The organism is Streptomyces sp. NPDC051320 (genome assembly GCF_040682175.1).
Classification (GTDB): domain Bacteria; phylum Actinomycetota; class Actinomycetes; order Streptomycetales; family Streptomycetaceae; genus Streptomyces.
On the sequence record NZ_JBFBAL010000014.1, the window covers coordinates 132,177 to 155,311 of the forward strand.

Here is a 23,135-nt window from a genome sequence, read left to right on the forward strand (position 1 = left end):
TTAGGCTCGTGCCTCATGAAGAGCCTGGCGATGACCGAGAACTGGCCGGTACCGACCGTGGCAGCAGCCGTCGTACGAGCGGACGGGACCCTGGCCGGCTCCGTCGGCCCGACCGCGCACCGCTTCCCGCTCGCCTCGGTCACCAAGCCGCTCGCCGCATACGCGGCGCTGGTGGCGTACGAGGAAGGCGCCGTCGAGCTCGACGAACCGGCCGGCCCCAGCGGCTCCACCGTCCGCCACCTGCTCGCCCACACCAGCGGTCTGGCCTTCGACGAGCCACGGGTGATGGCGGCCCCCGGCGAGCGCCGGATCTACTCCAACGCCGGCTTCGAGGCGCTCGGCGACCACATCGCGAAGGCCACCGAGATCCCCTTCCCGGAATACCTGCGGCAGGCGGTGCTGGAGCCGCTGGGCATGGCGTCGACCACGCTGGACGGCTCGCCCGCCAAGGACGGCGTATCGACCGTGGCCGACCTGGCGCGGTTCGCGGCCGAGGTGCAGGCGCCCCGGCTGCTCGACCCGCGCACCGTCCTGGCGGCGCAGACCGTCGTACACCCCGGTCTCAAGGGCGTGCTGCCCGGCTACGGTCAGCAGAACCCCAACGACTGGGGCCTCGGCCTCGAGATCCGCGACGCCAAGTCGCCCCACTGGACCGGTAGTTCCTCATCCCCGGCGACGTTCGGGCATTTCGGCCAGTCTGGCACCTTCCTGTGGGTGGACCCGGTGGCGGGCGCGGCCTGTGTCGTCCTGACCGACCGGGACTTCGGTCCGTGGGCCATCGAGGCCTGGCCGCCCTTCACCGACGCGGTACTGGCGGAGCTCGGCTCCGCCCGCTGAGCTGCTCATCCCGCTGAGCTGTCCCGCCCGCTGCCCCACCCCGCGATCAGGCGGTCAGAGCAGTCGCCACAGGTGGTCGTCGGTGCCGTTGTCGTCGAACTGGACGACCTGCGCGCTGTTCGCGGTGGACATTCCGTCCACCCCGAGGACCTTGCCGCTGTTCTTGTTGCGGACGCGGTACCAGCCGTCCCCGTTGTCGACCAGGGTCCACAGGTGGTCGTCGGTGCCGTTGTCGTCGAACTGGACGACCTGCGCGCTGTTGGCCGTGGACATTCCGTCCACCCCCAGGACCTTGCCGCTGTAGCCGTTGCGGATCAGGTGAAGGCCGTCGCCCTTGTCGACGAGCTGCCAGGCGTGGTCGCCCGTACCCGTGTTGTCGAACTGCACGACGTGGGCGCTGTTCTCCGTCGACATGCCGTCGACGGCGAGCACCTTGCCACTGTTCTTGTTGGCGATCCGCCGGTAGGCGGGCTCCGGTGTCCAGGCCGTGCCGCCGGGCGACGCCTGCGGGAACGACGTGATCCTCAGCCGGGCCGCGCCCATCGGGACGAGCGTGACGGTTTCGACCGGGGCGTCGCTGCGGGCCGGGCCGTTCTGCAGAGGTGCTACGACATGCTCGTCGTCGGCGATCCACTCGTCGATACGGCGGGCGCGGGCGGTGATGCGGACCGGGGTCGTCCCGTGCGTGAAGGGGTTGTCCGCGATCGGTTCGTCCGCGCGGCTGAACGCCAGGGCCGGCGCCGGATCGAGGCCGTAGTTCCAGGCCGACGTCGCGTGCACCTCGTCATGGGGGAACGTGTCGTCACCGGCGTACCGCTCGTACTTCTCGCCGATCTCCAACGAGTAGGTGAGCGGCCCGTGCTGGACGCTGACGGCGTCGTGGTTGTCGGGCCAGTGGCGCACGGAACTCTGCTGCGGAAGCCGTAGCGTCACCACGTCTCCGTCGTGCCAGGTGCGCTCCACGGTGGCCCAGGCGGGGCCGTCCTGCGCCGCCATCCGCCGGCCGTTGACCCGGAGCTCGGGCCCGCGGCACCAGCCGGGGACCCGGAGCTGGAGAGGGAAGCGCACCGGCTTGGGAGTGGAGAGGGTGAACGTCACCGAGTCGGTGAACGGGTAGCCGGTCTCCTCGGTGAGGGTCACCGTCGTGCCGTGCGCGACCTCGGTACGGACCGTGCACGGGGCGTACATCGCGGCGGCGAGCCCCTTGCCGGGGGTGGCGAGCCACAGCTCCTCGTTGAAGTAGGGCCAGCCCATACCGTAGTTGTGCGGGCAGCAGCGGTACTGGTCGACTCCCGGCTGCAGGGACTGCATGGCGAAGCCGTTCTGGAACTGGCCCTGGGTCTTGGGCTTGTTGTCCAGGTCGATGCTGTTGGCGCTGGTGATGTAGTGCAGGGACTTGCCCTCGGGATCGAGCGCCGCCGGCAGCATGTTGAACGCCAGCTCTTCGCAGCGGTCGGCCCACACCGGGTCACCGGTGATCCGGGTGAGCAGCTCGTGGCTGGCCATGAACTCCACGATGCCGCAGGTCTCGAAGCCCTGGCGCGGGTCACCGAAACCGGGCCGGTAGTTCTCGTCGCCCGCCATGCCGCCACCGGGGAACCGGCCGTAGGCGCCCATGACGGTGTCGTACCCGCGGTAGGTGGCCCCGGTCAGTTCGGTGGAGCCGTTGAGCTGTGCGTACTGCGCCGGCTCCCGGAAGCCCTGGGCGATGTTCACGTTGTGCCGCGAGGGGGTCTCGCCCGTCCAGTTCGCCCCCAGGGTGTGCATCTTGTCGGCCAGGTCGAGCAGGAAGTTCTCCCCGGTGCGGCGGTAGAGCCACACGGCGATGTCGAGCCCGTCACCCCAGCGGTAGGAGACCCAACTGGTGTTGAACGCGCCGGGTCCCTGGGCGTTCATGAAGCGCATGAAGCGGGTGATGAAGGGGATGATGCGCTGGTCGTGTGCGTACTCCTGGTACGTCCGGAGCGCCATCAGGAGCGGCAGGAACGGCCAGAAGTCCGGACCTCCGTTCAGCGACGTACGCAGGGCACGGGGCCCGAAGAAGCCGTCGCTCTGCTGGGTGGCGAGGATCGCGTCGATCCACTCGCGCGAGCGGGTGAGCGCGTGCTGGTCACCGGTGGCGACGGCGAGCGGGACGTAACCGCGCAACCAGTACGGCAGTTCCTCCCAGGCGTTCTTCTCGGGGTGCACCCAGCCGGTGGCCGAGAAGTCGAGAAAGTGCGAGAGTTTCTCGTACTGTCCGCACAGCCCGTCGAGCTGGAGGCTCAGCTGCCCCGCGAGCCACCCACGGGCGGTGACGCTTCCGGAGGGCAGCTTCTGGAACGCGTCGGGAAGCAGCCTATCGGCCGATGACCGGGGGGCTGCTGACGCCGACGTGGCGAACGGACCGCCAAGTGCTGCGGTACCGAGGCTCACTGCGCCGACACCGAGGAACGAGCGTCTGCTGACGGGCATGCGGGGGCTCCTGTTCTGAGGTACTCGGGGTTGCCGGGCCGGGGGTGGCGCTCCGGGCGCCCGCTGCCCTTGATGGTGCGCAGCGGGGGCCCGGAGCGAGCGATGCGGTGTGCCTCAGTTGGCGGAGCAGCCGGCCACGGTCGCCTGCGACGCGTCGTGGATCAGCGCGTCCTGCGCCGCCTTCACCCGCTTCACATCGGGCTTGACGACCTTCCGGTCGTACGTCATCAGGCCGTTGAGCTCACCTTCGACGTCCGATATCTGGGTGTACACGGCGCCGTTGCTGCCCTGGCAGGCCAGCTTGTGGACCTCGGCGAGCCGTGCCAGATAGTCGTCCGTGTAGGCCGACGGGTCGACGTCGACGTACGACTGCTGCACGGCCCAGGCGTGCCCGGGCACCGCGAGTCCGAGACCGCCGTACTCGCCGCTCACCAGTGCGCGCTTGCCGTCGGGGTGGGGCGGCAGAGCCGGGCTCGGGTAGCCGTGCTCGTCCATGATGTCGCCGGTCCCGCCGTCGGCGCCCAGGTTGAGGCCCGACATGTTGTTGACCAGCCGGGTCGGGTCCCAGGCCTTGGCCTGCGCGGCGATGCGCCCCACGTCGTACTGGCCCCAGCCCTCGTTGAAGGTGACCCACATGATCACCGAGGGGTGGTTGCTGTGCTGGTCGATCATCTGCTTCATCTCGTGCTCGTACTCGGCGCGCGCGGCCGTGTCCGGTGTGCTGCTCATGGCCGGCATGTCCTGCCAGACGAGGAGGCCGAGCTTGTCCGCCCAGTAGAACCAGCGGTCGGGTTCCACCTTGATGTGCTTGCGGACCGAGTTGAAGCCCATCTGCTTGTGCATCTTGAGGTCGTAGGACAGCGCCTGGTCGGTCGGTGCCGTGTACAGCCCGTCCGGCCAGAAGCCCTGGTCGAGCGTGGCCATCATGAAGATCGGCTTGCCGTTGAGGACCGTGCGGGGGGTGCCGTTCACCTTCTCGACGGCGATGGAGCGCATCCCGAAGTAGCTACCGACGCGGTCCTGTCCGACGCGCACCTTGAGGTGGTAGAGGAACGGGTCGTCCGGAGACCACAGGTGGGCCTTGTTGATCTTCAGGGTCAGCGGCGCACCGGTGCGCCCGCTCGCCGTGGCGACCGCGCGCTCACCGTCGTACGCCGTCGCCGTGACCGGCACACCGTCGCGTACGCCGGTGGCCTCCACGGTGGCCAGTCCCGCCTTGACGTTCGGCGTGATCTTGAGGTCGGTGGCGTGATCGGCGGCCACCGGCTCCATCCACACGGTCTGCCAGATGCCCGAGGACGGGGTGTACCAGATGCCGCTGGGATCGGTGCGCTGCTTGCCGACCGGCGGGTTCTCCCCGCCCGCCTCATCGGTCGGGTCGTAGACGCCGACGATCAGTTCCTGGGTGCTGCCGGGCTTCAGCGCGTCCGTGATGTCGGCGCTGAACTTGTCGTAACCACCCTTGTGTTCGGCGACCTTCTTGCCGTTGACGTACACCTCGGACTGCCAGTCGACGGCGCCGAAGTTGAGCTGCAGCCGCTGGTCGCTGTTCTTCCCGTGGCCCGTGCCCACCTTCCAGTTCTTCGGAACGGTGAAGGTGCGGCGGTACCACATCCGGTCCTCGTGCCGCTCGATGCCGGAGAGCTGGGACTCGACCGGGTACGGCACGAGGATCTTCTCGCCGAGTTGCTTGCCGACCGGAGGCTCGTCGCCGGCCTTGGCGGCGGCGAACTGCCACTGGCCGTTGAGGTTCTGCCAGTCGTGGCGGGTGAGCTGCGGGCGCGGGTACTCGGGGTGAGCGTTGGACGGGCTGACGTCGGCCGCCCACTTGGTGCTCAGCTCGTACTCGGAGTCGTTCGGGCCGCTGCTCCAGAACTGGCTGACGGCTGTGCCGTCGCTGCCGCTCAGGCCGCCCTTGCCGTCGTAGATGATGTCGGCCTGGCCGGCGGCGCCGCCGCCCTTCTTGCCGACGACCGGTTCCTTGAGTCCGACGACGAGGGAGCGCGGGTCGGCCGGGTCGGCCGTGACCGTGCTGAGGGGCCACTTGGAACCGCCGATGACGGCCTGCAGGTGGTCGAGCAGGCCGGTCGGCGGAGCCGCCAGGGGCTGCGCGAAGTCGAGCTTGAGCGTGCGCCCGTCCTTGAGGACGGTCGTGGAGATCGCCCCGTTGTAGTGCCAGTCGGCGGGCAGGCGGAAGGCGGAGGAGGGGATCGCCTCCTTGCTCTCGCCGGGCTCGGTCCAGCGCACGTGGAGGTTCGATCCCCCGAAGTGCTCGAAGTACTCGACCTTGATGTCATAGGCCTTGCCGGCCGTCAGGTTGACCGGCTGGGAGGTCTGTTCCTTGTCCCAGTCGTCGACCCAGTGGTCGATGGTGAGCTTGCCGTCGATCCAGAGCCGGAAGCCGTTGTCGCCGCTGATGGAGAACGTCGTCGGGCCGGTCTTCTCCGGGACGACCTCACCCGTCCAGCGGACGTTGTCGTCGTCGGACTGGCCGGTGGCGGTCTGGAGCCGGGAGTCGAGGCTGTTGAAGTCGAGGTCGGGGTCGAATCCGGTGGCCTTGAGTTCGTGGAAGTCGAAGGCCCCGGGTGCGGACTGCGTGTAGTACTCGCCCTTGAGGCCCTGCGGTCCGCCGGGGTCGTCGGCGGCTGCGGCTGCGGCCTGCGGCGACACGGTGAGGGCCGCCAGACCGAGTCCCGCGGCCAGCAGCATGGCCAGTTGGCCTCTGAGTCGTCGTTTGGTACGCACGGATCCTCCGTAGCTGAAGTAGGAACGGCTGGTCACTTTGTGCTCTCTACAACGTTGAAAAGAGCGGCAGTTGGCATGACAGCACGCGCTGCCGCGCGCTGTCCAGAGTCGGGTACGCGAGAGTGGGCGTCAGCGGGACAGCGACAGCAGTGCGAAGATGCCGCCGACGACGGGCCGGGCCTGGAAGCCGCCACTCTGATGGTTGTTCACGGTGTCGTACCAGTCGGTAAAGGGCACCCGGGACGGTGAGGTGTTGACGAAGTCGTACAGAGCGCTCACGAGGTAGTCACGGACCGGATGGCCGTGCAGCCAGGCCGCCGTCCACATCTCCCAGTCGCCCTTGGTGTAGGCGTGGCGGTTGTCCAGGGGAATGCCGAACTGGTTGACCTGGGTCATGTACCAGTCGCCTTCCTCCTTCGCGACCGCGCTCGGCACCAGGTCCAGCCCGAGCAGGGCGTCCGGGTAGCCGTTGTACTTCAGGCTCCACGTCCCCGACTGGTCGTAGGCGAGTTTGAGATGGGCGGGGGTGGTGTCCTGGGCCTTGCCGACCCACTGACCGATGTACTTCTTCGCGGTGGCCAGACAGCTCTCGGTGTCCGACTTCTTGCCTGCGAACGCAGCGACCTGGCTCATCGCGCCGATGGCGATGATGCCCTTGAGTGCCAGGTTGGCGCTGTGCCCGATGAAGCCGGTGAAGTCGTCGGTCTGGTTCTGGTAGCCGGGATCGAGGGCGTTGTCGGTGAGGTAGTCGGCCCACTGCTTGAGGATCGGGTAGTGGTCCGTGGCGAATGCCTTCGCGGTCGCCGGGTCCGTACGGGCGAGGTAGGCGGCCGTCATGATGAGCATGTTCGCGGATTCCTCGACCGGCATGTCCTCCTCGTTGCCGTCGTTGTGGCCGGCCGCATTGGGGTAGTGGGAACCGAGGTCGTGTTCGGCGAAGGTCTTGGGCCAGCCGCCGTGCTCCGCGTACTCCAGCATCGGGGCGAGCAGCAGACCCAGATATGCGGGATCGGTGTAGAGGAAGACCGGTATGGCCGGGTAGGTCACGTCGATGGAGGAGACGTTGCCGTCGCTGGAGATCTCCTTGAGGAACGCCCAGGGCTTGCCGTCGCGGCTGACCAGCTCGGTCGCCGCGTAAGCCTGACGCAGCGCGAGTGCGCACAGCGCCGCGTACTCGGCGCCTCCGGCGGCAGTGGCCTCGTGCTTCACCTTGCTGTCGAACGCGGCGGTACGGCGGGCCGCCGGGGCGGCGTCGGCGTGGAAGAAGGCGGCCATCTGCTGCCAGGTGGGCCAGTAGGAACGCCAGAGCGGTGGCAGTTCCGTACCGAGGTAGCTCATCGCCGGCTCGCGGACGTGCCCGACGGACAGCACGGCGGACCGGGCCGACCCGTGCACGCTGCCGAGGTCGAAGTGGAAAGCGAATACCGGCCATTGGTCGTTGATGGCCCGCGGCTGCCTGCTGTCGACGGTCCTGCCGAGCTTTCCGTCGGCCAGGACGGCTGGGCGTACCACCGTGTCGGCGCCGATCTGCCAGGTGAGGCCGGGCTGGTTCGTGGCGCTCCAGACGATGGAGCCCCAGGTAGCCATGTCACCGTTCTCACCGAGCGCCTTGGGGCTGTCGGCGCCGAACGACAGCGAGGTGAGCGTGCCGTTGCCGGCTCCCTTGACCTGCTCCTGGGACCAGTGGATCTTGGTTCCGGCGTCGCCGTGAGCCCATTCGCCCGAGATGTCGAAGTAGAGGCCGACGTCGTGCGCCTTGCCGTCGGTGCTGCGGACGCTCGCGGTGATGTACGACAGCGGCATCGACTGGCGGCGCAGGTCTCCGGGCTCGACCGGGGAGAGGAAAGTGAGGGTCAGCTCGATGCCGCCTCCCTGCAGGACGTACCGCGAGCGGGTGGCAGCGACCGTCAGGGATTTCTGCGCCATCCCCCGCAGTACGTGACCGGAGATGTTGGGTGCGCCGAGGAACAGGAAGGCCACGCCGTCGATCCGGGCGATGCCTGCCATGGCGGTGGTGCGGCCGGTCCAGAAGGTGGGCCAGGTCCCGGCGAGGTTGTCCGCGGGCATCCACGCGCTCAGATACGGGGAGCGCACCGCGAGCGGGACCGCCGGAGGGCGGATCGGATCGAAGGACGAGGACCTTACCGTCGAGGAAGCCGACCGGCCCTCGCGGGGCGCCGCCGCGGCGCTCCCCGCCATGCCGGGGAGCAGCGCGACGCCGGCGGCGCCGAGTCCGGCCGCTCCGGTCAGCCGAAGCACTCCACGGCGACTGACATCGTTGTCATCAGCCGACTGGTCGGCTGCGTCGGTTCGGACGTTCACGAATACCTCCAGGCCGCGGAGGGCGCGGCGTTGGTCAGGGGTTGCGATAGCCGACGGGCCGGCAGAACGAGGTGCTGCGGCCCGCTCGGCCCCGCCGGAGGACACACGACGAAGCGTTAACAACGTTGGAAAAAAAGAGGCAGGGGAATGACAGCACGACACTGCCGCGGTGTCCACCGTCCTGACAGAACTCCTGGGTTCGACAGCCCCCGACTCCCTGTCATCGCCGCCCTCACACCCGCTGCTCAGTGGCATTGACCTGCAAAGTCCCGTGCATGACGCGCTAATTGACGGGACATCGGCGCATCGAGTCCCGATGCCGGCAATCACGTGCGGAGCCTTGACAGCGTTGCGAGCGATACCCCACTGTCCTGTTCAACGTTGGAAACCCTGCGGAAACGTGCAGGGGCCGAGCCATGCGCCGGCCCCTGCCCACCCGCTTGCCAGTTCCCCCTCTGAGGATGTGATCGGCATGAACGCCACCCCACGTGCCAAGTCCCTGACCTTCGCGGTGATGACCGCCGGACTGTGCCTGGCCGCGAGCGCGTGCACCAGTTCCGGGTCGGACGCCGGCGGCTCCGACTCCAGTTCCTCTGCCGCCGACAACTCCGCCGCCTCACAGCAGGTCGCCTCCCCGACCGCGTCCGCAACCGGTCCGGCCTGCACCTACAAGTCCTACGGCGGCGGGGTGCCCAAGCTGGACCTCACCGACGGCAAGACGGTGGTCGGCTTCTCGCAGTCGGAGTCCACCAGCAACCCGTTCCGGGCGACCGAGACGAAGAGCATCGAGGCGCAGGCGAAGAAGCTCGGTGTCAAGCTCATCCAGCGCAACGCCAACGCGGACGTCAACGCGCAGAATTCGCAGATCGAGGACATGATCGCGCAGGGCGCGAAGGCCCTGATCGTGGCCCCGGAGAACTCCGACGGCCTCGGTCCGGCGCTGGCCAAGGCCGCGGAGAAGAAGATCCCGGTGCTCACCATCGACCGCACCGCGACCGGCAGCGCCTGCAAGGACTTCGTCTCCTTCGTCGGTTCCGACTTCTACGGGCAGGCCCAGATAGCCGCCGACGACCTGGCCGATGCCACCGGCGGCAGCGCACAGATCGCGGTCCTGACCGGCACTCCCGGCAACAACGTCTCCACCGACCGGACCAAGGGCTTCCAGGACCGGATCAAGGCCAAGCACCCGAAGCTGAAGGTGGTGGCGTCGCAGACCGCCAACTTCACCCAGACCGAGGGCCAGAAGGTCATGGAGCAGCTGCTCCAGGCGCACCCCGGTATCAACGCCGTCTACGCCGAGAACGACGAAATGGCACTCGGGGCGCTCCAGGCGATCAGGTCGGCGGGCAAGACCCCCGGCAAGGACGTCAAGGTGGTGTCCATCGACGGCACCCAGCAGGCGGTCAAGGACGTCGCGTCCGGCCAGCTGGCCGCCGACATCGAGACGAACCCGCGGTTCGGCCCGCTCGCTTTCCAGTCACTGCAGAACTTCTACGGCAGCGCCGGCGTGCAGGCCCAAATCATCATCAAGGACGGCCACTTCACCTCTGCCAACGCCCAGCAGGCGCTGGACCAGGGCCTGGTGTACTGACCGGCGGTCTCCGACCGGGACCGTGCCCGGCCGGGTGCCCCCGCAGCCGCCGGCCCCGCAGACCGGCCGCCGGCGTCTGTAGCGCATGAGGAGGAAACGTTGGTCCAGCACAAACCGGCCCCCTCGCCCGGCTCCGTCCTGGAGGTCACGGGGGTCGACAAGAGTTTCGCGGGTGTTCACGCCCTGCGGGCGGTCGACTTCGAGCTGCGCCCCGGCGAGGTGCACGCCCTCATCGGCGAGAACGGCGCCGGCAAGTCCACCCTGATCAAGGTCATGACGGGCGTCTACCGCCCGGACGCCGGGCACGTCCGATTCGCCGGCCAACAGCGGGACTTCCGCAATCCGCTGGAGGCACAGGGGGCCGGGCTTTCGACCATCTATCAGGAGGTCAATCTCGTCCCCCTGATGTCGGTCGCCCGGAATCTGTATCTGGGCCGTGAGCCCCGCCGCTTCGGGCTGGTGGACGTCGGCCGGATGAACCGTGAGGCAACGCGGGCGCTGGCCCGCTACGGCGTGCATGTCGACGTGACCCGCCCGCTGCGCACGCTGGGGCTGGGTGCTCAGCAGATGGTCGCGCTGGCCCGCGCCGTCCAGGTCGATGCGCGCGTCGTGATCATGGACGAACCCACCTCGTCACTGGAACCACGCGAAGTCGAGACGCTCTTCTCCGTCATCCGCGATCTCAGGCAGCAGTCCATCGCGGTGGTGTATGTCAGTCACCGCCTGGACGAGCTGTACGCCATCTGCGACCGGGTGACGGTCATGCGCGACGGGGCCGTGGTGCACACCGGGGACATCGAACGCCTGGAGCGACTCGAGCTGATCTCGCTGATGCTCGGCCGGGAGATGTCCACCGTCCGGGACAAGGGGAGCACCGCCTTCGACACCGAGCGGTCACTCCGGCGTGATGACCGGCCCGCCCTGCGGGCGTCGAACCTCACGGTCCGCCACCGGGTACATGACGTCTCGTTCGACATCCACCCCGGCGAAGTGGTCGGGCTCGGCGGCCTGTTGGGCGCCGGTCGCAGCGAGACCGCCAAGGCGGTGGTCGGCGCCCTGGCCACCGATTCGGGCTCCGTGGAGGTCGCCGGCAGCCCGATGCCGCACCGGAGCCCCGCGGCGGCCATCCGGGCCGGAGTGGTGCTGCTGCCGGAGGACCGCAAGGTCGAAGGGATCATCCCCAGCCTCTCGGTCCGGGAGAACATCTCGCTGGCCGCGCTGCCCCGGCTCTCGCGCGCCGGGGTGGTCAGCAAGGCCAAGCAGGACGAGATCGTCCGTTTCTTCATGGACCGGCTGAGGATCAAGGCGTCGGGCCCCGATCAGAAGGTCCGCGACCTCTCCGGCGGCAACCAGCAGAAGGTGCTGCTCGCTCGCTGGTTGTGCCTCAACCCGAAGGTGCTGCTGCTGGACGAGCCGACCCGCGGCATCGACGTCGGCGCCAAGGCCGAGGTGCAGGCCCTGATCGACGAGTTGGCCGGCGACGGTCTCGGCGTACTGCTGATCTCCTCCGACCTGGAGGAGCTCATCGAGGGTTCGAACCGGGTCGTCGTACTGAAGGACGGCCGGGTGGTCGGCGAACTGGAGGGTGCGGCAGTCACCGAGCAGGAGTTGCTGGACACCCTCGCCACGGCCCCCGGCCCCGAGACCACAGCCGAGGCGGCCACCACCGCCGCGGGCGAGGAGGAGCAGCGATGACCACCCTGACCTGGGCGGGCGTTGCCCGCGACCGGGACCGACGGCTGCAGCTGCTGCAGGAGTACGGCGTCTACGCCGCGCTCGCCGTCCTCTTCGTGGTGGCCGTGGGGCTGGACTCCTCGTTCCTCTCGGTCGGTAACGTACGCATCCAGCTCTTCCAGGTAGCCCCGACGCTGCTGGTCGCCCTCGGTATGGCGCTGGTCATCGGTACCGAGGGCATCGATCTGTCGGTGGGCGCCGTCATCGCCCTGTCGGCTGCCGTCGTCCCGCTCTACCTCGGTTACGGGCTGCCGACCGCGCTGCTGATCGCCCTGCTGCTGGGGGCGGTGTCGGGAGCGGTGAGCGGCGCGATGGTCGCCTTCGCCCGGATCCAGCCGATCGTGGCGACGCTGTCCTTGATGATCGGGGTCCGCGGACTCTCGGAGATCGTCAACGGCAACTCGGCGAAGCCCGTCGTCCAGTCCGGACTGCTCTCGCTCGGCTCGAACAGCTTTGCCGGGGTGCCGGTGATGGCGTGGATCGCCGCCGGTTGCGCGGTGCTGGCCGGCCTGGTCGTACGCCGTACCACCTTCGGCCGGCAACTGGTCGCCATCGGCGACAACCGGCAGGCCAGCCGGCTGTCCGGGCTGCCGGTACGCCGGGTGCTGGTGACGGTCTATGTGATCTCCGGGGCGCTCGCCGCGCTGGCCGGTGTCATGATCATCGGCCACGGCGCGGAAGCCGATCCGGCCCACCAGGGCCTGAACATGGAACTCAATGCGATCACCGCGGTCGTCGTGGGCGGCACTCCGCTGACCGGTGGCCGGGTGCGCGTGCTGGGCACCGTCGCCGGAGCGCTGTTCATGCAGCTGATCACGGCCGTGCTCACCCAGCACAACGTCCCCACGTCATACACCCAGATCGTCGAGGCGGCGATCATCTGCTTCGCCGTGTACGCCTCCCAGGAGCGTGGTAGCCGATGAGTCCCACCGCCATGCAGTCCACCACGCTGCCGCCGGGCCCCGCCGCCGGGACCGGCGCCCCACCGACCCCGTTGCGCGAGCGGCTCGCCTCGCAGGTGCAGCGGCACGGCGCCCTGGCCGTGCTGGTCCTGGTCGTCGCCATCGCCACCGCCGCCTCCTCCACCTTCCCGACGACGTCCAACATCACCAGCATCCTCGGCAACAACGCCTTCGTCTGGCTGCTGGCCCTGGGCATGACCTTCGTCATCATCACCGGGGGCATCGACCTGTCCGTCGGCTCGATGTACGCACTCGGCGGCGTCCTCGCTGCCTACGGGGCGCACACCAGTGGCACCTGGCTCGCCATCGCGCTGCCGGTCGTCGTCGGCGCCGCCTGGGGAACGCTGCAAGGTCTGCTCGTGGCACGGGCCGGGATGGCCCCGTTCATCGTCACCCTGGCCGGACTGCTCGGCGCTCGCGGACTGCTGCAGGCCGTCACCCACGACGGGTCCACCACCTACCTGGTACCGGCGGGTTCGGCTTTCCGCAGTCTCGGATCCGGCACCTGGGTACCGGTGATCATCGTCGGTCTGCTCTTCGTGCTGGCCGGCGTGGTGCTGGCCCGGACCCGCTTCGGGGCGACGCTGACGGCCATGGGCGGCAACGAGAACGCCGCGGTGCTGATGGGGCTCCCGGTGGCCCGGACGAAGGTACTGGTCTACGTCCTCTCCGGCGCCCTCGCCGCCACGGCCGGAGCGCTCGGCAGTGCCCGGCTGGGATCCGGTGTGACGACCATCGGGGTGGGTTACGAGCTCACCGCGATCGCCTCGGTCGTCATCGGTGGCACCCTGCTCACCGGCGGCAGCGGCTCGATCGGCGGTACACTCAGCGGCGTACTGCTGCTCGCGGTCATCCACAACCTGATCGACCACTACTTCTCGCAGTACGGCTCGGCATTCACCGACACCGTCAATGGGGCGTTCCTGGCGCTCGTGGTGCTGCTGCAGACCCTGCTGAGCCGGACTCAGCGACTTCCCTGATCTCCCGCCGGCAGCGTCGGCGCCGGTCAGCGGCGGGCCACGGCTCACGGGGGCCCGGTCCACGGGACGACCTACCCGCAGCATCCTCCGGTTCCTCCGCATGACGACCACGGAACCGGAACCGACACCGGGCCAGGGCTTGCGTCAAGCCCGCCCCAGCCCGGCCGAGCAGAGGAAACGAGCGCCGTGGGCGTCAGCCTGAAAGACGTCGCGCAGCGCGCAGGCGTCTCCACGAAGACCGTCTCGAACGTGGTGAACAACTATCCGCACATCAGCCCGGCCATGCGTGAGCGCGTCCAGCGAGCCATCGACGAGCTCGGCTACCGACCCAACCTGACGGCGCGTCACCTGCGGAAGGGGCGCACCGGGATCATCACCCTCGCCGTCCCCGAACTGGGCAACCCCTACTTCGCCGACCTGGCAGGCGCCATCATCGACGCCGCGGCGCAGCATGACCACACCGTTCTCCTCGATCACACCGCCGGGCTGCGGGACAAGGAGATCCTGGTCTCCCAGGGGTTCCGCTCGCACGTCATCGACGGACTGATTCTCAGCCCCATCCAGCTGGAGAACGAGGACTTGCTGGCGCGTTCCGAAGGGCCGCCGATGGTCCTGCTGGGTGAGCGCGAATACACCGCCCCCTACGACCAGATCGCCATCGACAACGTGGCCGCCGCCCGGACCGCGGTGCGGCACCTGCTCGATCTCGGCCGCCGCCGGATCGCCTTCCTGGGTGCCCGCAACGAGAGCGCCCGCCTCCCCGCTCATCTGCGATTGCGCGGCTGGCGCGAGGAGATCAAGGTCGCCGGCGGAACACCGCAGGAGTCCCTGGTCGTCGCGACGGAGGGCTACGACCGCCCGGACGGCGCAAAAGCCATGGCCGAGCTGCTGGCGCGGGGGGAACGGCCGGACGCCGTCTTCGCCTACAACGACGTCGTGGCGCTGGGCGCGATGCGGGTGCTCACCGAACGCGGGCTGCGCGTGCCCGAGGACATCGCGGTGGTCGGCTTCGATGACATCGAGGAAGGCCGTTACGGGGCGGTGTCCCTGTCAACGGTCGCCCCGGACAAGGCAGCCATCGCCCGGCTCGCCGTGGAATGCCTCATCGAACGCATCGCGAAGGGGGACTCAGGAGCCGCACCCGTGCCCCGGCGGATTCTGCCCGGCTACACGCTGATGATCCGGGAGTCCAGCGTGGGACGCACCGGCTCCGCAAGCCCCCCGCCGACCGGCGATCCCTCCGGGCCGGATCAGCCCCGCACCCCCCACTGAGGACCCGTATGCCACGCCCCACCTTGACCCGCTCCGCCTTCGATGTCACCGCCGACGGCACCCGCGTCGACCGCTGGACCCTGGATTCCGGCCACGGCGTTCGCGCCGAGGTGCTCGGTTACGGTGCCATTCTGCACAGCCTGACCGTGCCGGACGCCGACGGGCGACCCGAGTGCGTGGTGCTCAACCTGCCGACGGTGGCGGACTACGCGGAGCGCAGCCCGTTCTTCGGCGCGGTGATCGGCCGGTACGCCAACCGCATCGCACACGGCCGTTTCACCCTCGACGGACGCACGTACCAGCTGCCGGTGAACGACCGCGGGCATACGCTGCACGGCGGCCCCGAGGGCTTCCACCACCGCCTCTGGTCGGCCGGACCGGGCCCGGACGGCCACGGGGACGCCGCCGTCTCGGTGCGGCTTTCGCTGCACAGCCCGGACGGCGACATGGGCTTCCCCGGCGCGCTCGACGTCTCCGTCACCTACACGCTGGACCACCACGGCACCCTGCGCCTCGACTACACCGCCCGTACCGACCGGCCCACGCCCGTCAACCTCACCCACCACGCCTACTTCAACCTCGCCGGAGCGGGCCGCGGCGATGTCCTGGCCCACACCTTGGCGGTGGACTCCGACACCTACCTGCCAGTGACAGCCGAGGCGATCCCCTGCCCTGCGAGCGCCCCCACCGCCGGCACACCGTTCGACTTCGCCGAGCAACGACCCATCGGCGCACGGCTGAACGACGACAGCCGGCAGCTGCGGGACGCGGGCGGCTACGACCACTGCTGGGTCCTCACCCGGCCCGGAGTCCCGGACGAGATGCGCCGGGCCGCCCGGCTCGCCGAGCCCGGCAGCGGTCGGCGCATGGAGGTATGGACCACCGAACCGGGCCTCCAGGTCTACACGGGTAACGGCCTCGACGGCACGCTGAGCGGGCCGGCGGGCAAACCGTACGAGCGGCACGGTGCGGTCTGCCTGGAAACCCAGCACTTCCCGGACTCGCCGAACCGCCCCGAGTACCCGAGCAGCGTGTTGCGGCCCGGCGAAGTCTTCCGCAGCAGCACCGAGTTCCGCTTCCCGCACCTGCCGCGCGGTGCGGGTTGCTGACGTACGTGATCGGCGATCTGCGGGGCCCTTGATGCCTATGGTGACGAAGTTGCCACTTGAGGCGCGGCGACGACTGTCATCAAAGGGGAGCAATCATGGCGAACTCCGTAAGCGACACAGGCCACCAGGAGGAACGGCTGCGGCGGCCGGCGGGAATCCGCTCGCTGCTGCTGGGCGACACGAGGGTGTCCTTCGTGCCGGACGGGGATGTGCGACTACCGCCGCGCGGCTGGCTCCCGGACACCACCGACGAAGTGTGGGCTGCTCACCCGGAGTACCTGGACGCCTCCGGCCACCTCGTGGCGAGCATCGGCGCCCTGCTGGTGGAGCAGGACGACCGTGCGCTGCTGATCGACGCGGGCGTCGGGCCGGTGACGCTGCCGCCCGACCCGAGCGTCCCGCGCGGCGCCATCCACGGGGGTGCGCTGCTGGACAATCTGGCCGAACTCGGCCGCAGGCCCGAAGAGATCGAGGCGGTGGCGTTCACCCACCTGCACCCCGACCACATCGGCTGGACCCGGCATCCCGGCGCGCCTGACGACCGGCCCCCGTTCGCCCATGCCGACTACCTGGTGTCCGAGCCGGAATGGGCACAGCGCGACCTCCTGGCCGCGCACGGCCTGAACGACGTGATCACCGCCATGGCACCGCACGTCCGGACGGTGACGGACGGCCAGGAGATCTTCCCCGGCGTGCGAGTCCGGATCACCGCCGGTCACACGGCCGGCCATGCCGAGTACGTCATCACGGCGGATGGACAGCGGCTGGTCGCGTTCGGTGACGCCCTGCACTCGCCGATCCAGATCGCCCACCCCGAATGGTCCGCGTCCGTCGACGACGACCCCGTCCGGTCCGCCGACCACCGGCGCCGCCTCGTCGCCGAGCTGGCACAACCCCACACGATCGGCTTCGGCATCCACTTGGCCGACGTGGTCTTCGGGCGGGTCCAGCGGGACGGCGACGTGCCCGTCTGGCATCCCTGGGACGCCTGACCGGCCGGGGACTCGGCCGGCGCTCACCGACCCTCGCTCCGCCTCCGGCTTGCTCGTGGCAATGCTCGCGGGCCCCTTCCGGGGACGCACGGCCCCAGCCGCCCCGCCGTGTGCTCTTCGCGGGCAGTTCACGACCCGCCGCTCAGGCAGAGAGCGCCGTTTCCGCCCCCTCGGCATCCCCCGCGCACGCGGCAACCAGCTCGTCCAGGGACACCTCCAGCGCTCCGGCCAGGGCCGCCACGGTGAAGAAGGCCGGCGTCGGCGCCCGGCCGGTTTCGATTTTGCGCAGGGTCTCCGCTGATACCCCGGCCGCCGCGGCGACCTCCACCATGCTGCGGTCGCCGCGCGCCTGACGCAGCAGCGCGCCGAACCGCTCGCCGCGCTGCCGCTCCTCGGGAGTCAAAGCCGTTCTCACCATGCCCGTGATACTAATACCGGTATAAGAATTGGATTTCGGTGAGTGGCGCGAGGGAGTCGCAGGACATGGTGGAGATCAAAACGGACGAGGCACTGGACGCGATGCGGGAAGCCGGGCGCGTCGTGGCGCATGCGCTCGCCGCCGCCCGGGAGGCAGCGCGAATCGGAGTGTCCCTGCGGGACCTCGACGAAGCCGCCCGCGTCGTCCTGGCCAAGGCCGGCGCCCGTTCCCCCTTCCTGGGATACCAGCCCTCCTTCGCCCCCGTCCCCTTCCCCGCGGTGATCTGTACCTCGGTCAACGACGCGATCGTGCACGGCATCCCCACCGAATACCGTCTGCGCGACGGCGATCTGGTGAGTATCGACTGCGGAGCGGAACTCGACGGCTGGACCGGTGACGCCGCCATCAGTTTCACCGTCGGAACCCCACGCCCCGCCGACCTCGAACTGCTCAGCGCCACCCAGCGGGCGCTGGACGCCGGCATCGCCGCCGCCCTCCCCGGCAACCGCATCGGCGACATCTCCCACGCCATCGGCGCCGTCGCCCGAACCGCCCGCTGCGGCATGCCCGCCGACTTCGGCGGCCACGGCATCGGCCGCCGGATGCACGAAGACCCCCACCTCCCCAATCGGGGGCGCCCCGGCCGTGGCTTCCCGCTCCGCCACGGCCTGACCCTCGCCATCGAACCCATGCTCATGTCCGGCGGCCACGACGACTACTACACCGGTCCGGACGGCTGGACCATGCGCACCATCGACGGCAGCCGGGCAGCGCACATCGAGCACACCGTCGCCATCACCGAGGAAGGACCCCGCATCCTGACCCTGCCCTGAGCCCCGCGTACCCGGGTCGGGCGCTCAGTCGCGGTAGGCGGCGATCGCGATCCGGACGAACGAGCGGATCAGTGGATTCGTGTCGCCCTCGTTCCACGCCACCACCACGCGGCTCGTCGGCATGTCGATCAGCGTGCCCGGTCTGCAGGCCGGGATCCGCTGCGAAGATCAGCGGATAGGAGCCGCACCGACCCAGCGGTGGTAGGCGTCTGCGTCGACGTTGCTGCCGCACACGATGGTGACTACGTGTCGGCCGGCGAAGCGGTCACGGTCTTCCAGGATCGCCGCGATGCCGAGCGCGGCCGACGGTTCGACGACGAGGCCGGCGTGGTCGAGGAGCATCCGCATACCGGCGATGATCGACGCCTCCTGGACCAGGACGGCGTCGTCAGCGACCAGCAGGAGGTCGTCCAGGACGGCCGGGATCGGACGCCGGCCGGCGACGCCGTCAGCGATGGTGTCGGTCGCGTCGGTGGTGACGACGCGCCGCCTGCGCCACGAGTGTGTCATCGCCGGTGCGCCCAGCGGCTGGATGCAGATCACCTCGGTTTCGGGCGCCATGGCCTTCACCACATGCCCCATCCCGGTGGCCAGCGCCCCTCCGCCGAGAGCGATCAGGACGGCGTCGAACGACGGCACGGCATCCGCCAGTTCCAGGCCGATGGTCGCCGCACCCTCGCAGGTCTCGATGTCCAGGCTGTCCTCGAGCAGCCGGATGCCGTCGTGGCGCGCGATGGCCGCCCGCTCGCGAGCCATATCGTGGTCGCCGTCCACCAGTTCCAGCCTGGCGTCCAGTGCGCGGATGCGATCGAGCTTGGCCGCAGTCGCGAAGCGGGATGCCACGACGGTGACGTCGAGGCCCCGGCCGCGACCGGACCAGGCGAGGGCCTGGCCGAGGTTGTCCGCGCTGGCGCACACCACGGCTCGCGGGCCATGACCGGCGAGCAGGCTCGCGACTACCTCGGTGCCGCGGGCCTTGAAGCTGCGGACCGGGTTCGCCGTTTCGAGCTTGATGCTCACCGTGCACCCGAGGTGGGGTTCCAGCGCCTCGCAGCGGTACAGCGGCGTGTCGAGAAAAACCGGGTCGATCACCCGGCGGGCCGCCCGGAAGCGAGCGGTGTCGAGGCGCGTCTCCTGCATGACGATGCAGCGTAGCGCCGCCGGGCGCTGTTCCCTTGGGGTGAACGCCCGGCGACCGCCGCTCAGTATCAGGTGTTCAGGCGGACGTGCCCGTGACCGCGGTGCCGGACCTGGTCAGCGTGTACGTCACGACCGTCCCGCTCCAGAAGTGGAAGGTGAGGGTCACGGCGGAGCCGTCGGTGACGCCGTCGAAGAACGCGGTCGGCAAGGTGATCGTGCCTGCCGCGTAGTCCGGTGTGAAGGCCACATTGAACTGCTGGTACGTCGTCCAGGACTGCGGACCGGCGGCGGTGCCGTCGGCGTACACCGCTTCCATGGTCGCCAACTTGTCCCCGTTGAACGCGGTGGGGATCACCAGCGAGTTCGTGGTACCCGTCGCGCTCGTCAGCACCGGCTCGTCATAGGTGATGACGTTGACGGCCCACGGAGTTCCGTGCGTGAACCGGAGGGACAGGACCGCATTCGTGCCATGCTTCTGCGACGCGGTCAACCGGCCGAGCGTCGCCGCCGCGATCGTCAGCGTGCTGCCGCTGAGCGTGTAGTCCAAGCCCCGGACCAGGTGGCCGGTACCGACATCGATCTTCTTCAGCCTGGTGCCGTTGAGGTTCAGCGTGAGCGTGGCGTCCGTCGGGGTCTTGCCCCTGGGCACGAAGAGCTGATCGGTGGACGCGGTGCCGGAGCGCCCGGTCCAGCTCGAACGTATCTGGGCATAGAGGCTCGGGTCGTTCCATTGCCTGGTGAGGCGGTTGAAACGACCGCCGTTGTCCCACAGCATCGTGGTCAAGCCCCGGTACCGCGCGTAGGAGCCGAGATACTCGAAGTACTTGAGCAGCTCGCCCTCTTCGACCGTGCCGGGGCCGGAGTCCCAGCCGAGCAGCCCGTACTCACCGACGACGACCGGGATCCCGTTGGCCACGAAGGCCTTGTGCACCCGGTCGAACGTGTCGGTCAGATCCTGCTGGGTGGCCGCGTTGAAAGTCGTGTAACCGGCGAGGTTCACGCTGAACGGCCAGAAGCTGTAGTAGTGGACCGACGCCACCAGATGCGGGTCGTCGAGCGCGGTGAAGGTGGCGACCAGGCCGTCGATCTGGGTCTGCTCCGGGGTGTCCCCCAGGGTCGGCATCACGAGCAGCCGGTCGGCGTTGCCTCCGCCGGTCGCGCGCACGACGGAGTGGAAGGTCGTGTTGAGCTCGTTGATCAGAGTGGCGTTCTGTGCGTCGCCGGAACTGCCGTTGAAGAAGGGCTCGTTGATGCTCTCGAAAAGCAGCCGGCGCGGTTCGTCCCGGAAGGCGGCCGCGATCTGCTGCCAGGTGGCCTTGTACTGGGCCAGGACCGCGTCATGCCGGGTCGGCATGTCCAGCACCCACTGCCACGCGTCACCGTGCATGTTGATCAGAACATGGAACCCATCGGCCAGTGCCCAGTCGACCACCTGCTTGAGCCTGGCCAGGAACACCGGGTCGAGGGTATAGGTCGGAGCCGCGCCCTCGTGCTGGCCCCAGGTCACCGGAATCCGGATGCTCCTGAAGCCCTGCGCCTTCAGTCCGCGGAGAAACGCCCGGGTCACCCGCGGGTTGCCCCACGCCGTCTCGTCGGCGCCGATGGCCTCGAAACTGTTGCCCAGATTCCAGCCGGGCTGCATACGCGCGACTACGTCCAGCGCGGACGCCTTCGCGGCGGGGTCCGCGGACCGGCCGGCGGCCTGCGCGGCCGATGGGACGGACAACGCCGCGACGGCGAGGGCCGCGGAGGTCGTCATGACCTGGCGGCGGGTGAAACCGGCTGAGCTCGGCATAGCACTCTCCATTGAGTCGAAGGGCCTTCCCGCGATGTCGGAAGCGGTCAACGTCGAAGCGCTTCGACACATTTTTCGGGGAGCCTAGCGCAGCCTGGCGCTGGAGAGAACGGGTCGCGGCGGACGCTCGTCGGAAGAACAGGCTGAGGCACCTCGCCCCTCGGCGCCCTTCATGGCCAGACATTCGAACCAGACCGTCTTGCCACAGCCGTCGCGGCGCTCATCCACACCCCACCTGTCGGTGACGGCATCGACCAGCAGCAGCCCTCGCCCACCCTCACCGAGCTCATCACCCGCGCCCGCGCGAGGCAGGTGCGGACAGCCGTCCGCGACCTCGACGCGGACTCCCCCGGCCTGCAGCAGGAAGATGAAGGTCTGACAGCGACGGCCGGGGACATGCCGTACGACGTTCGCGATCAGCTCGGTGAGCGCCAACTCGGCCGCGTCCGCCCGTCGAGGAGCTCCCACCCGGTGAGGTACAGGCGCAGGATGCGGCGCAGGTGCCGCGCCGAGTGCTCGCCCAGCGCGAAGTCGGAACGGTAGGCCGACTCGGCGGGTCCGGTCGGCTGATCGATTGCGTGATTCATGTCACCAGCGTGCAATGCGGCGATTACGCTCGGCTACGTACGGAAACGAACGCCGCCAGGCGTTGAAAGCCGGAGGTACCTCGCCGTGGCCAACGTGCAATCACTCGACCCGAGCGCTTCCCCGTTGGACTACTACGGCTGGGAGTTGCGCCGCCAGCGAGAGGCGAGCGGTCTCCGGCAGGGCCGGCTCGGCGACATCATCTTCTGCACGGGCTCGCTGATCGGCCAGATCGAGACCACGAAGAAGGTCCCGACCCGCGACTTCTCCGAACGGGTGGACGCGGCGCTCGGTACCGTCTGCAAGCCACAGCTCTCTCTCCCGAGGACTCGGCGGAACTGATCACCTGCGTGATGGAGGATCGCTATGGAGGCCCGCCTCATACTGAGGAACGCTGAGTGGCGTAAGTCCACCTACAGCGGCACCAACGGTGGCGAGTGCGTTGAGTGCACCGTCACCGACGGCGCAGCCTGGCGCACCTCCTCGTACAGCGGTAACACCGGCGGCGACTGCGTCGAGGTCGCCGACGGATGCCCCGTCGGCTCCGTCCCGGTCCGCGACAGCAAGAACCCGTCCGCCCCCGCCCTGATCTTCCGCGCGGACACCTGGCACGCCTTCGTGGCCGGACTCCGCTAGACCGCGGCCGCGCAAACTTGTCAGTCGAGCGGCACCTCGGCGGGGGCCGTCGCCCACACGCCACGCACCAGTGTGTAAGCAGTTGATCTGGCCCCACTCGGCCTGCGTAAGTGCATTAACGTGCTCGGGGTGATGACAGCTGATGACGTGTTGTCTGTGCTTCTGCTGCTGCGACGGGCCGGGGTCGACGCCTGGATCGGTGGGGGGTGGGGCATTGATGCCCTGCTCGGCAAGCAAACCCGTGAGCACCGGGATCTGGATCTCATGCACCCGGAGGACCGGGAAGACGACGTTGTGAAAGCCTTGAACGGTGCCGGCTTCGTCGAGAGCCTGAACTGGCGGCCTGTACGGTTCGTGGTCGCAGCATCAGACGGACGCGAAATTGACCTCCACCCTCTCGCCTTTGCGGCGGACGGTTCGGCCGTGCAGGCATCCCTCGACGCGGAGAACCCGTTCGTCTACCCCGCGTCGTGCTTCGTGAGTGGCATGATCGGTGGCACGTCTGTCCCGTGTCTGTCAGCCGAGCAGCAGGTCTATTTCCACCAGGGCTACGAGCCGGCTGACCGCGACCGTCACGATATGGCCCAGCTGCGGCATGCTTTCGGGATCGCCACCCACTTCTGAGGTGGGCTGCGTTCGGTTAGCCGGCGAGCGTGCCGACATTTGTTCGTCTCCCCGACACAGCCGGGGCCTCCAGTGCCCGGCGCAGAGCGGTGGCGTCACGATAGCG

The 23,135-nt window shown here is 69.2% G+C and carries 17 protein-coding genes and 3 pseudogenes; 12 read left to right on the top strand and 8 right to left on the bottom strand.

Annotated elements, in window-relative coordinates:
- Positions 1–15 precede the first annotated feature (15 nt).
- On the top strand, positions 16–837 hold the full coding sequence (locus AB0M87_RS27535) for a serine hydrolase domain-containing protein (RefSeq protein ID WP_365857527.1): 822 nt from the start codon (positions 16–18) through the stop codon (positions 835–837).
- A 54-nt stretch (positions 838–891) separates the two neighbouring features.
- Here the strand turns inward: AB0M87_RS27535 and AB0M87_RS27540 are convergent, their stop codons facing one another.
- From AB0M87_RS27540 to AB0M87_RS27550, 3 genes are all read right to left on the bottom strand, one after another.
- The gene (locus AB0M87_RS27540) at positions 892–3,291 is read right to left on the bottom strand and encodes an RICIN domain-containing protein (RefSeq protein ID WP_365857529.1); all 2,400 of its coding nucleotides are present in this window, start codon (positions 3,289–3,291) and stop codon (positions 892–894) included.
- A gap of 114 nt (positions 3,292–3,405) precedes the next feature.
- The gene (locus AB0M87_RS27545) at positions 3,406–6,000 is read right to left on the bottom strand and encodes a PA14 domain-containing protein (protein WP_365857595.1); all 2,595 of its coding nucleotides are present in this window, start codon (positions 5,998–6,000) and stop codon (positions 3,406–3,408) included.
- Between the two features lie 165 nt (positions 6,001–6,165).
- The gene (locus AB0M87_RS27550) at positions 6,166–8,358 is read right to left on the bottom strand and encodes a DUF5127 domain-containing protein (protein WP_365857532.1); all 2,193 of its coding nucleotides are present in this window, start codon (positions 8,356–8,358) and stop codon (positions 6,166–6,168) included.
- 472 nt (positions 8,359–8,830) lie between these two features.
- Here AB0M87_RS27550 and AB0M87_RS27555 point away from each other — a divergent pair, with 472 nt between their 5' ends.
- The 7 genes from AB0M87_RS27555 (at position 8,831) to AB0M87_RS27585 (ending at position 16,998) form a co-directional block, all read left to right on the top strand.
- Positions 8,831–9,949: an ABC transporter substrate-binding protein gene (locus AB0M87_RS27555; protein WP_365857534.1), complete on the top strand. Its 1,119-nt coding sequence runs from the start codon at positions 8,831–8,833 to the stop codon at positions 9,947–9,949.
- A gap of 99 nt (positions 9,950–10,048) precedes the next feature.
- Positions 10,049–11,644, top strand: coding sequence for a sugar ABC transporter ATP-binding protein (locus AB0M87_RS27560; RefSeq protein WP_365857536.1), 1,596 nt, complete (start codon positions 10,049–10,051; stop codon positions 11,642–11,644).
- Entirely contained in the window at positions 11,641–12,606 is a 966-nt protein-coding gene (locus AB0M87_RS27565; protein WP_365857538.1) for an ABC transporter permease, read from the top strand. Before AB0M87_RS27560 ends, AB0M87_RS27565 begins: the two co-directional genes overlap by 4 nt.
- The gene (locus AB0M87_RS27570) at positions 12,603–13,625 is read left to right on the top strand and encodes an ABC transporter permease (protein WP_365857540.1); all 1,023 of its coding nucleotides are present in this window, start codon (positions 12,603–12,605) and stop codon (positions 13,623–13,625) included. Before AB0M87_RS27565 ends, AB0M87_RS27570 begins: the two co-directional genes overlap by 4 nt.
- Before the next feature lie 186 nt (positions 13,626–13,811).
- A complete protein-coding gene (locus AB0M87_RS27575; protein ID WP_365857542.1) occupies positions 13,812–14,897 on the top strand; it encodes a LacI family DNA-binding transcriptional regulator in 1,086 nt (361 codons plus the stop codon).
- Positions 14,898–14,905: 8 nt separating this feature from the next.
- On the top strand, positions 14,906–16,006 hold the full coding sequence (locus tag AB0M87_RS27580; protein WP_365857544.1) for an aldose epimerase family protein: 1,101 nt from the start codon (positions 14,906–14,908) through the stop codon (positions 16,004–16,006).
- A 95-nt stretch (positions 16,007–16,101) separates the two neighbouring features.
- The gene (locus tag AB0M87_RS27585) at positions 16,102–16,998 is read left to right on the top strand and encodes an MBL fold metallo-hydrolase (RefSeq protein ID WP_365857547.1); all 897 of its coding nucleotides are present in this window, start codon (positions 16,102–16,104) and stop codon (positions 16,996–16,998) included.
- Positions 16,999–17,140: 142 nt separating this feature from the next.
- Here the strand turns inward: AB0M87_RS27585 and AB0M87_RS27590 are convergent, their stop codons facing one another.
- Positions 17,141–17,416 (bottom strand): helix-turn-helix transcriptional regulator, encoded by a 276-nt coding sequence (locus tag AB0M87_RS27590; protein ID WP_365857549.1) that lies wholly within the window; start codon positions 17,414–17,416, stop codon positions 17,141–17,143.
- A gap of 65 nt (positions 17,417–17,481) precedes the next feature.
- Between AB0M87_RS27590 and map the strand changes: the two genes are divergently transcribed.
- A complete protein-coding gene (map, locus tag AB0M87_RS27595; protein WP_365857551.1) occupies positions 17,482–18,249 on the top strand; it encodes a type I methionyl aminopeptidase in 768 nt (255 codons plus the stop codon).
- Positions 18,250–18,273: 24 nt separating this feature from the next.
- Here map and AB0M87_RS27600 read toward each other — a convergent pair.
- The 4 genes and pseudogenes from AB0M87_RS27600 to AB0M87_RS27615 form a co-directional block, all read right to left on the bottom strand.
- Positions 18,274–18,381: pseudogene (locus tag AB0M87_RS27600) on the bottom strand (LysR family transcriptional regulator); the annotation flags it as partial.
- Positions 18,382–18,417: 36 nt separating this feature from the next.
- The gene (locus tag AB0M87_RS27605; RefSeq protein ID WP_365857553.1) at positions 18,418–19,389 is read right to left on the bottom strand and encodes a pyridoxal-phosphate dependent enzyme; all 972 of its coding nucleotides are present in this window, start codon (positions 19,387–19,389) and stop codon (positions 18,418–18,420) included.
- A 76-nt stretch (positions 19,390–19,465) separates the two neighbouring features.
- Positions 19,466–21,184 (bottom strand): cellulase family glycosylhydrolase, encoded by a 1,719-nt coding sequence (locus AB0M87_RS27610; protein WP_365857555.1) that lies wholly within the window; start codon positions 21,182–21,184, stop codon positions 19,466–19,468.
- An 84-nt stretch (positions 21,185–21,268) separates the two neighbouring features.
- Positions 21,269–21,771, bottom strand: a pseudogene (locus AB0M87_RS27615) (ATP-binding protein).
- A gap of 85 nt (positions 21,772–21,856) precedes the next feature.
- On the opposite strand from AB0M87_RS27615, the pseudogene AB0M87_RS27620 reads away from it, so the two are divergent.
- From AB0M87_RS27620 to AB0M87_RS27630, 3 genes and pseudogenes are all read left to right on the top strand, one after another.
- A pseudogene (locus tag AB0M87_RS27620) lies at positions 21,857–22,066 on the top strand (helix-turn-helix transcriptional regulator); the annotation flags it as partial.
- A gap of 69 nt (positions 22,067–22,135) precedes the next feature.
- Positions 22,136–22,405 (top strand): DUF397 domain-containing protein, encoded by a 270-nt coding sequence (locus tag AB0M87_RS27625; protein WP_365857557.1) that lies wholly within the window; start codon positions 22,136–22,138, stop codon positions 22,403–22,405.
- Between the two features lie 132 nt (positions 22,406–22,537).
- Entirely contained in the window at positions 22,538–23,029 is a 492-nt protein-coding gene (locus AB0M87_RS27630; protein ID WP_365857559.1) for an amino acid transporter, read from the top strand.
- Positions 23,030–23,135: the final 106 nt, after the last annotated feature.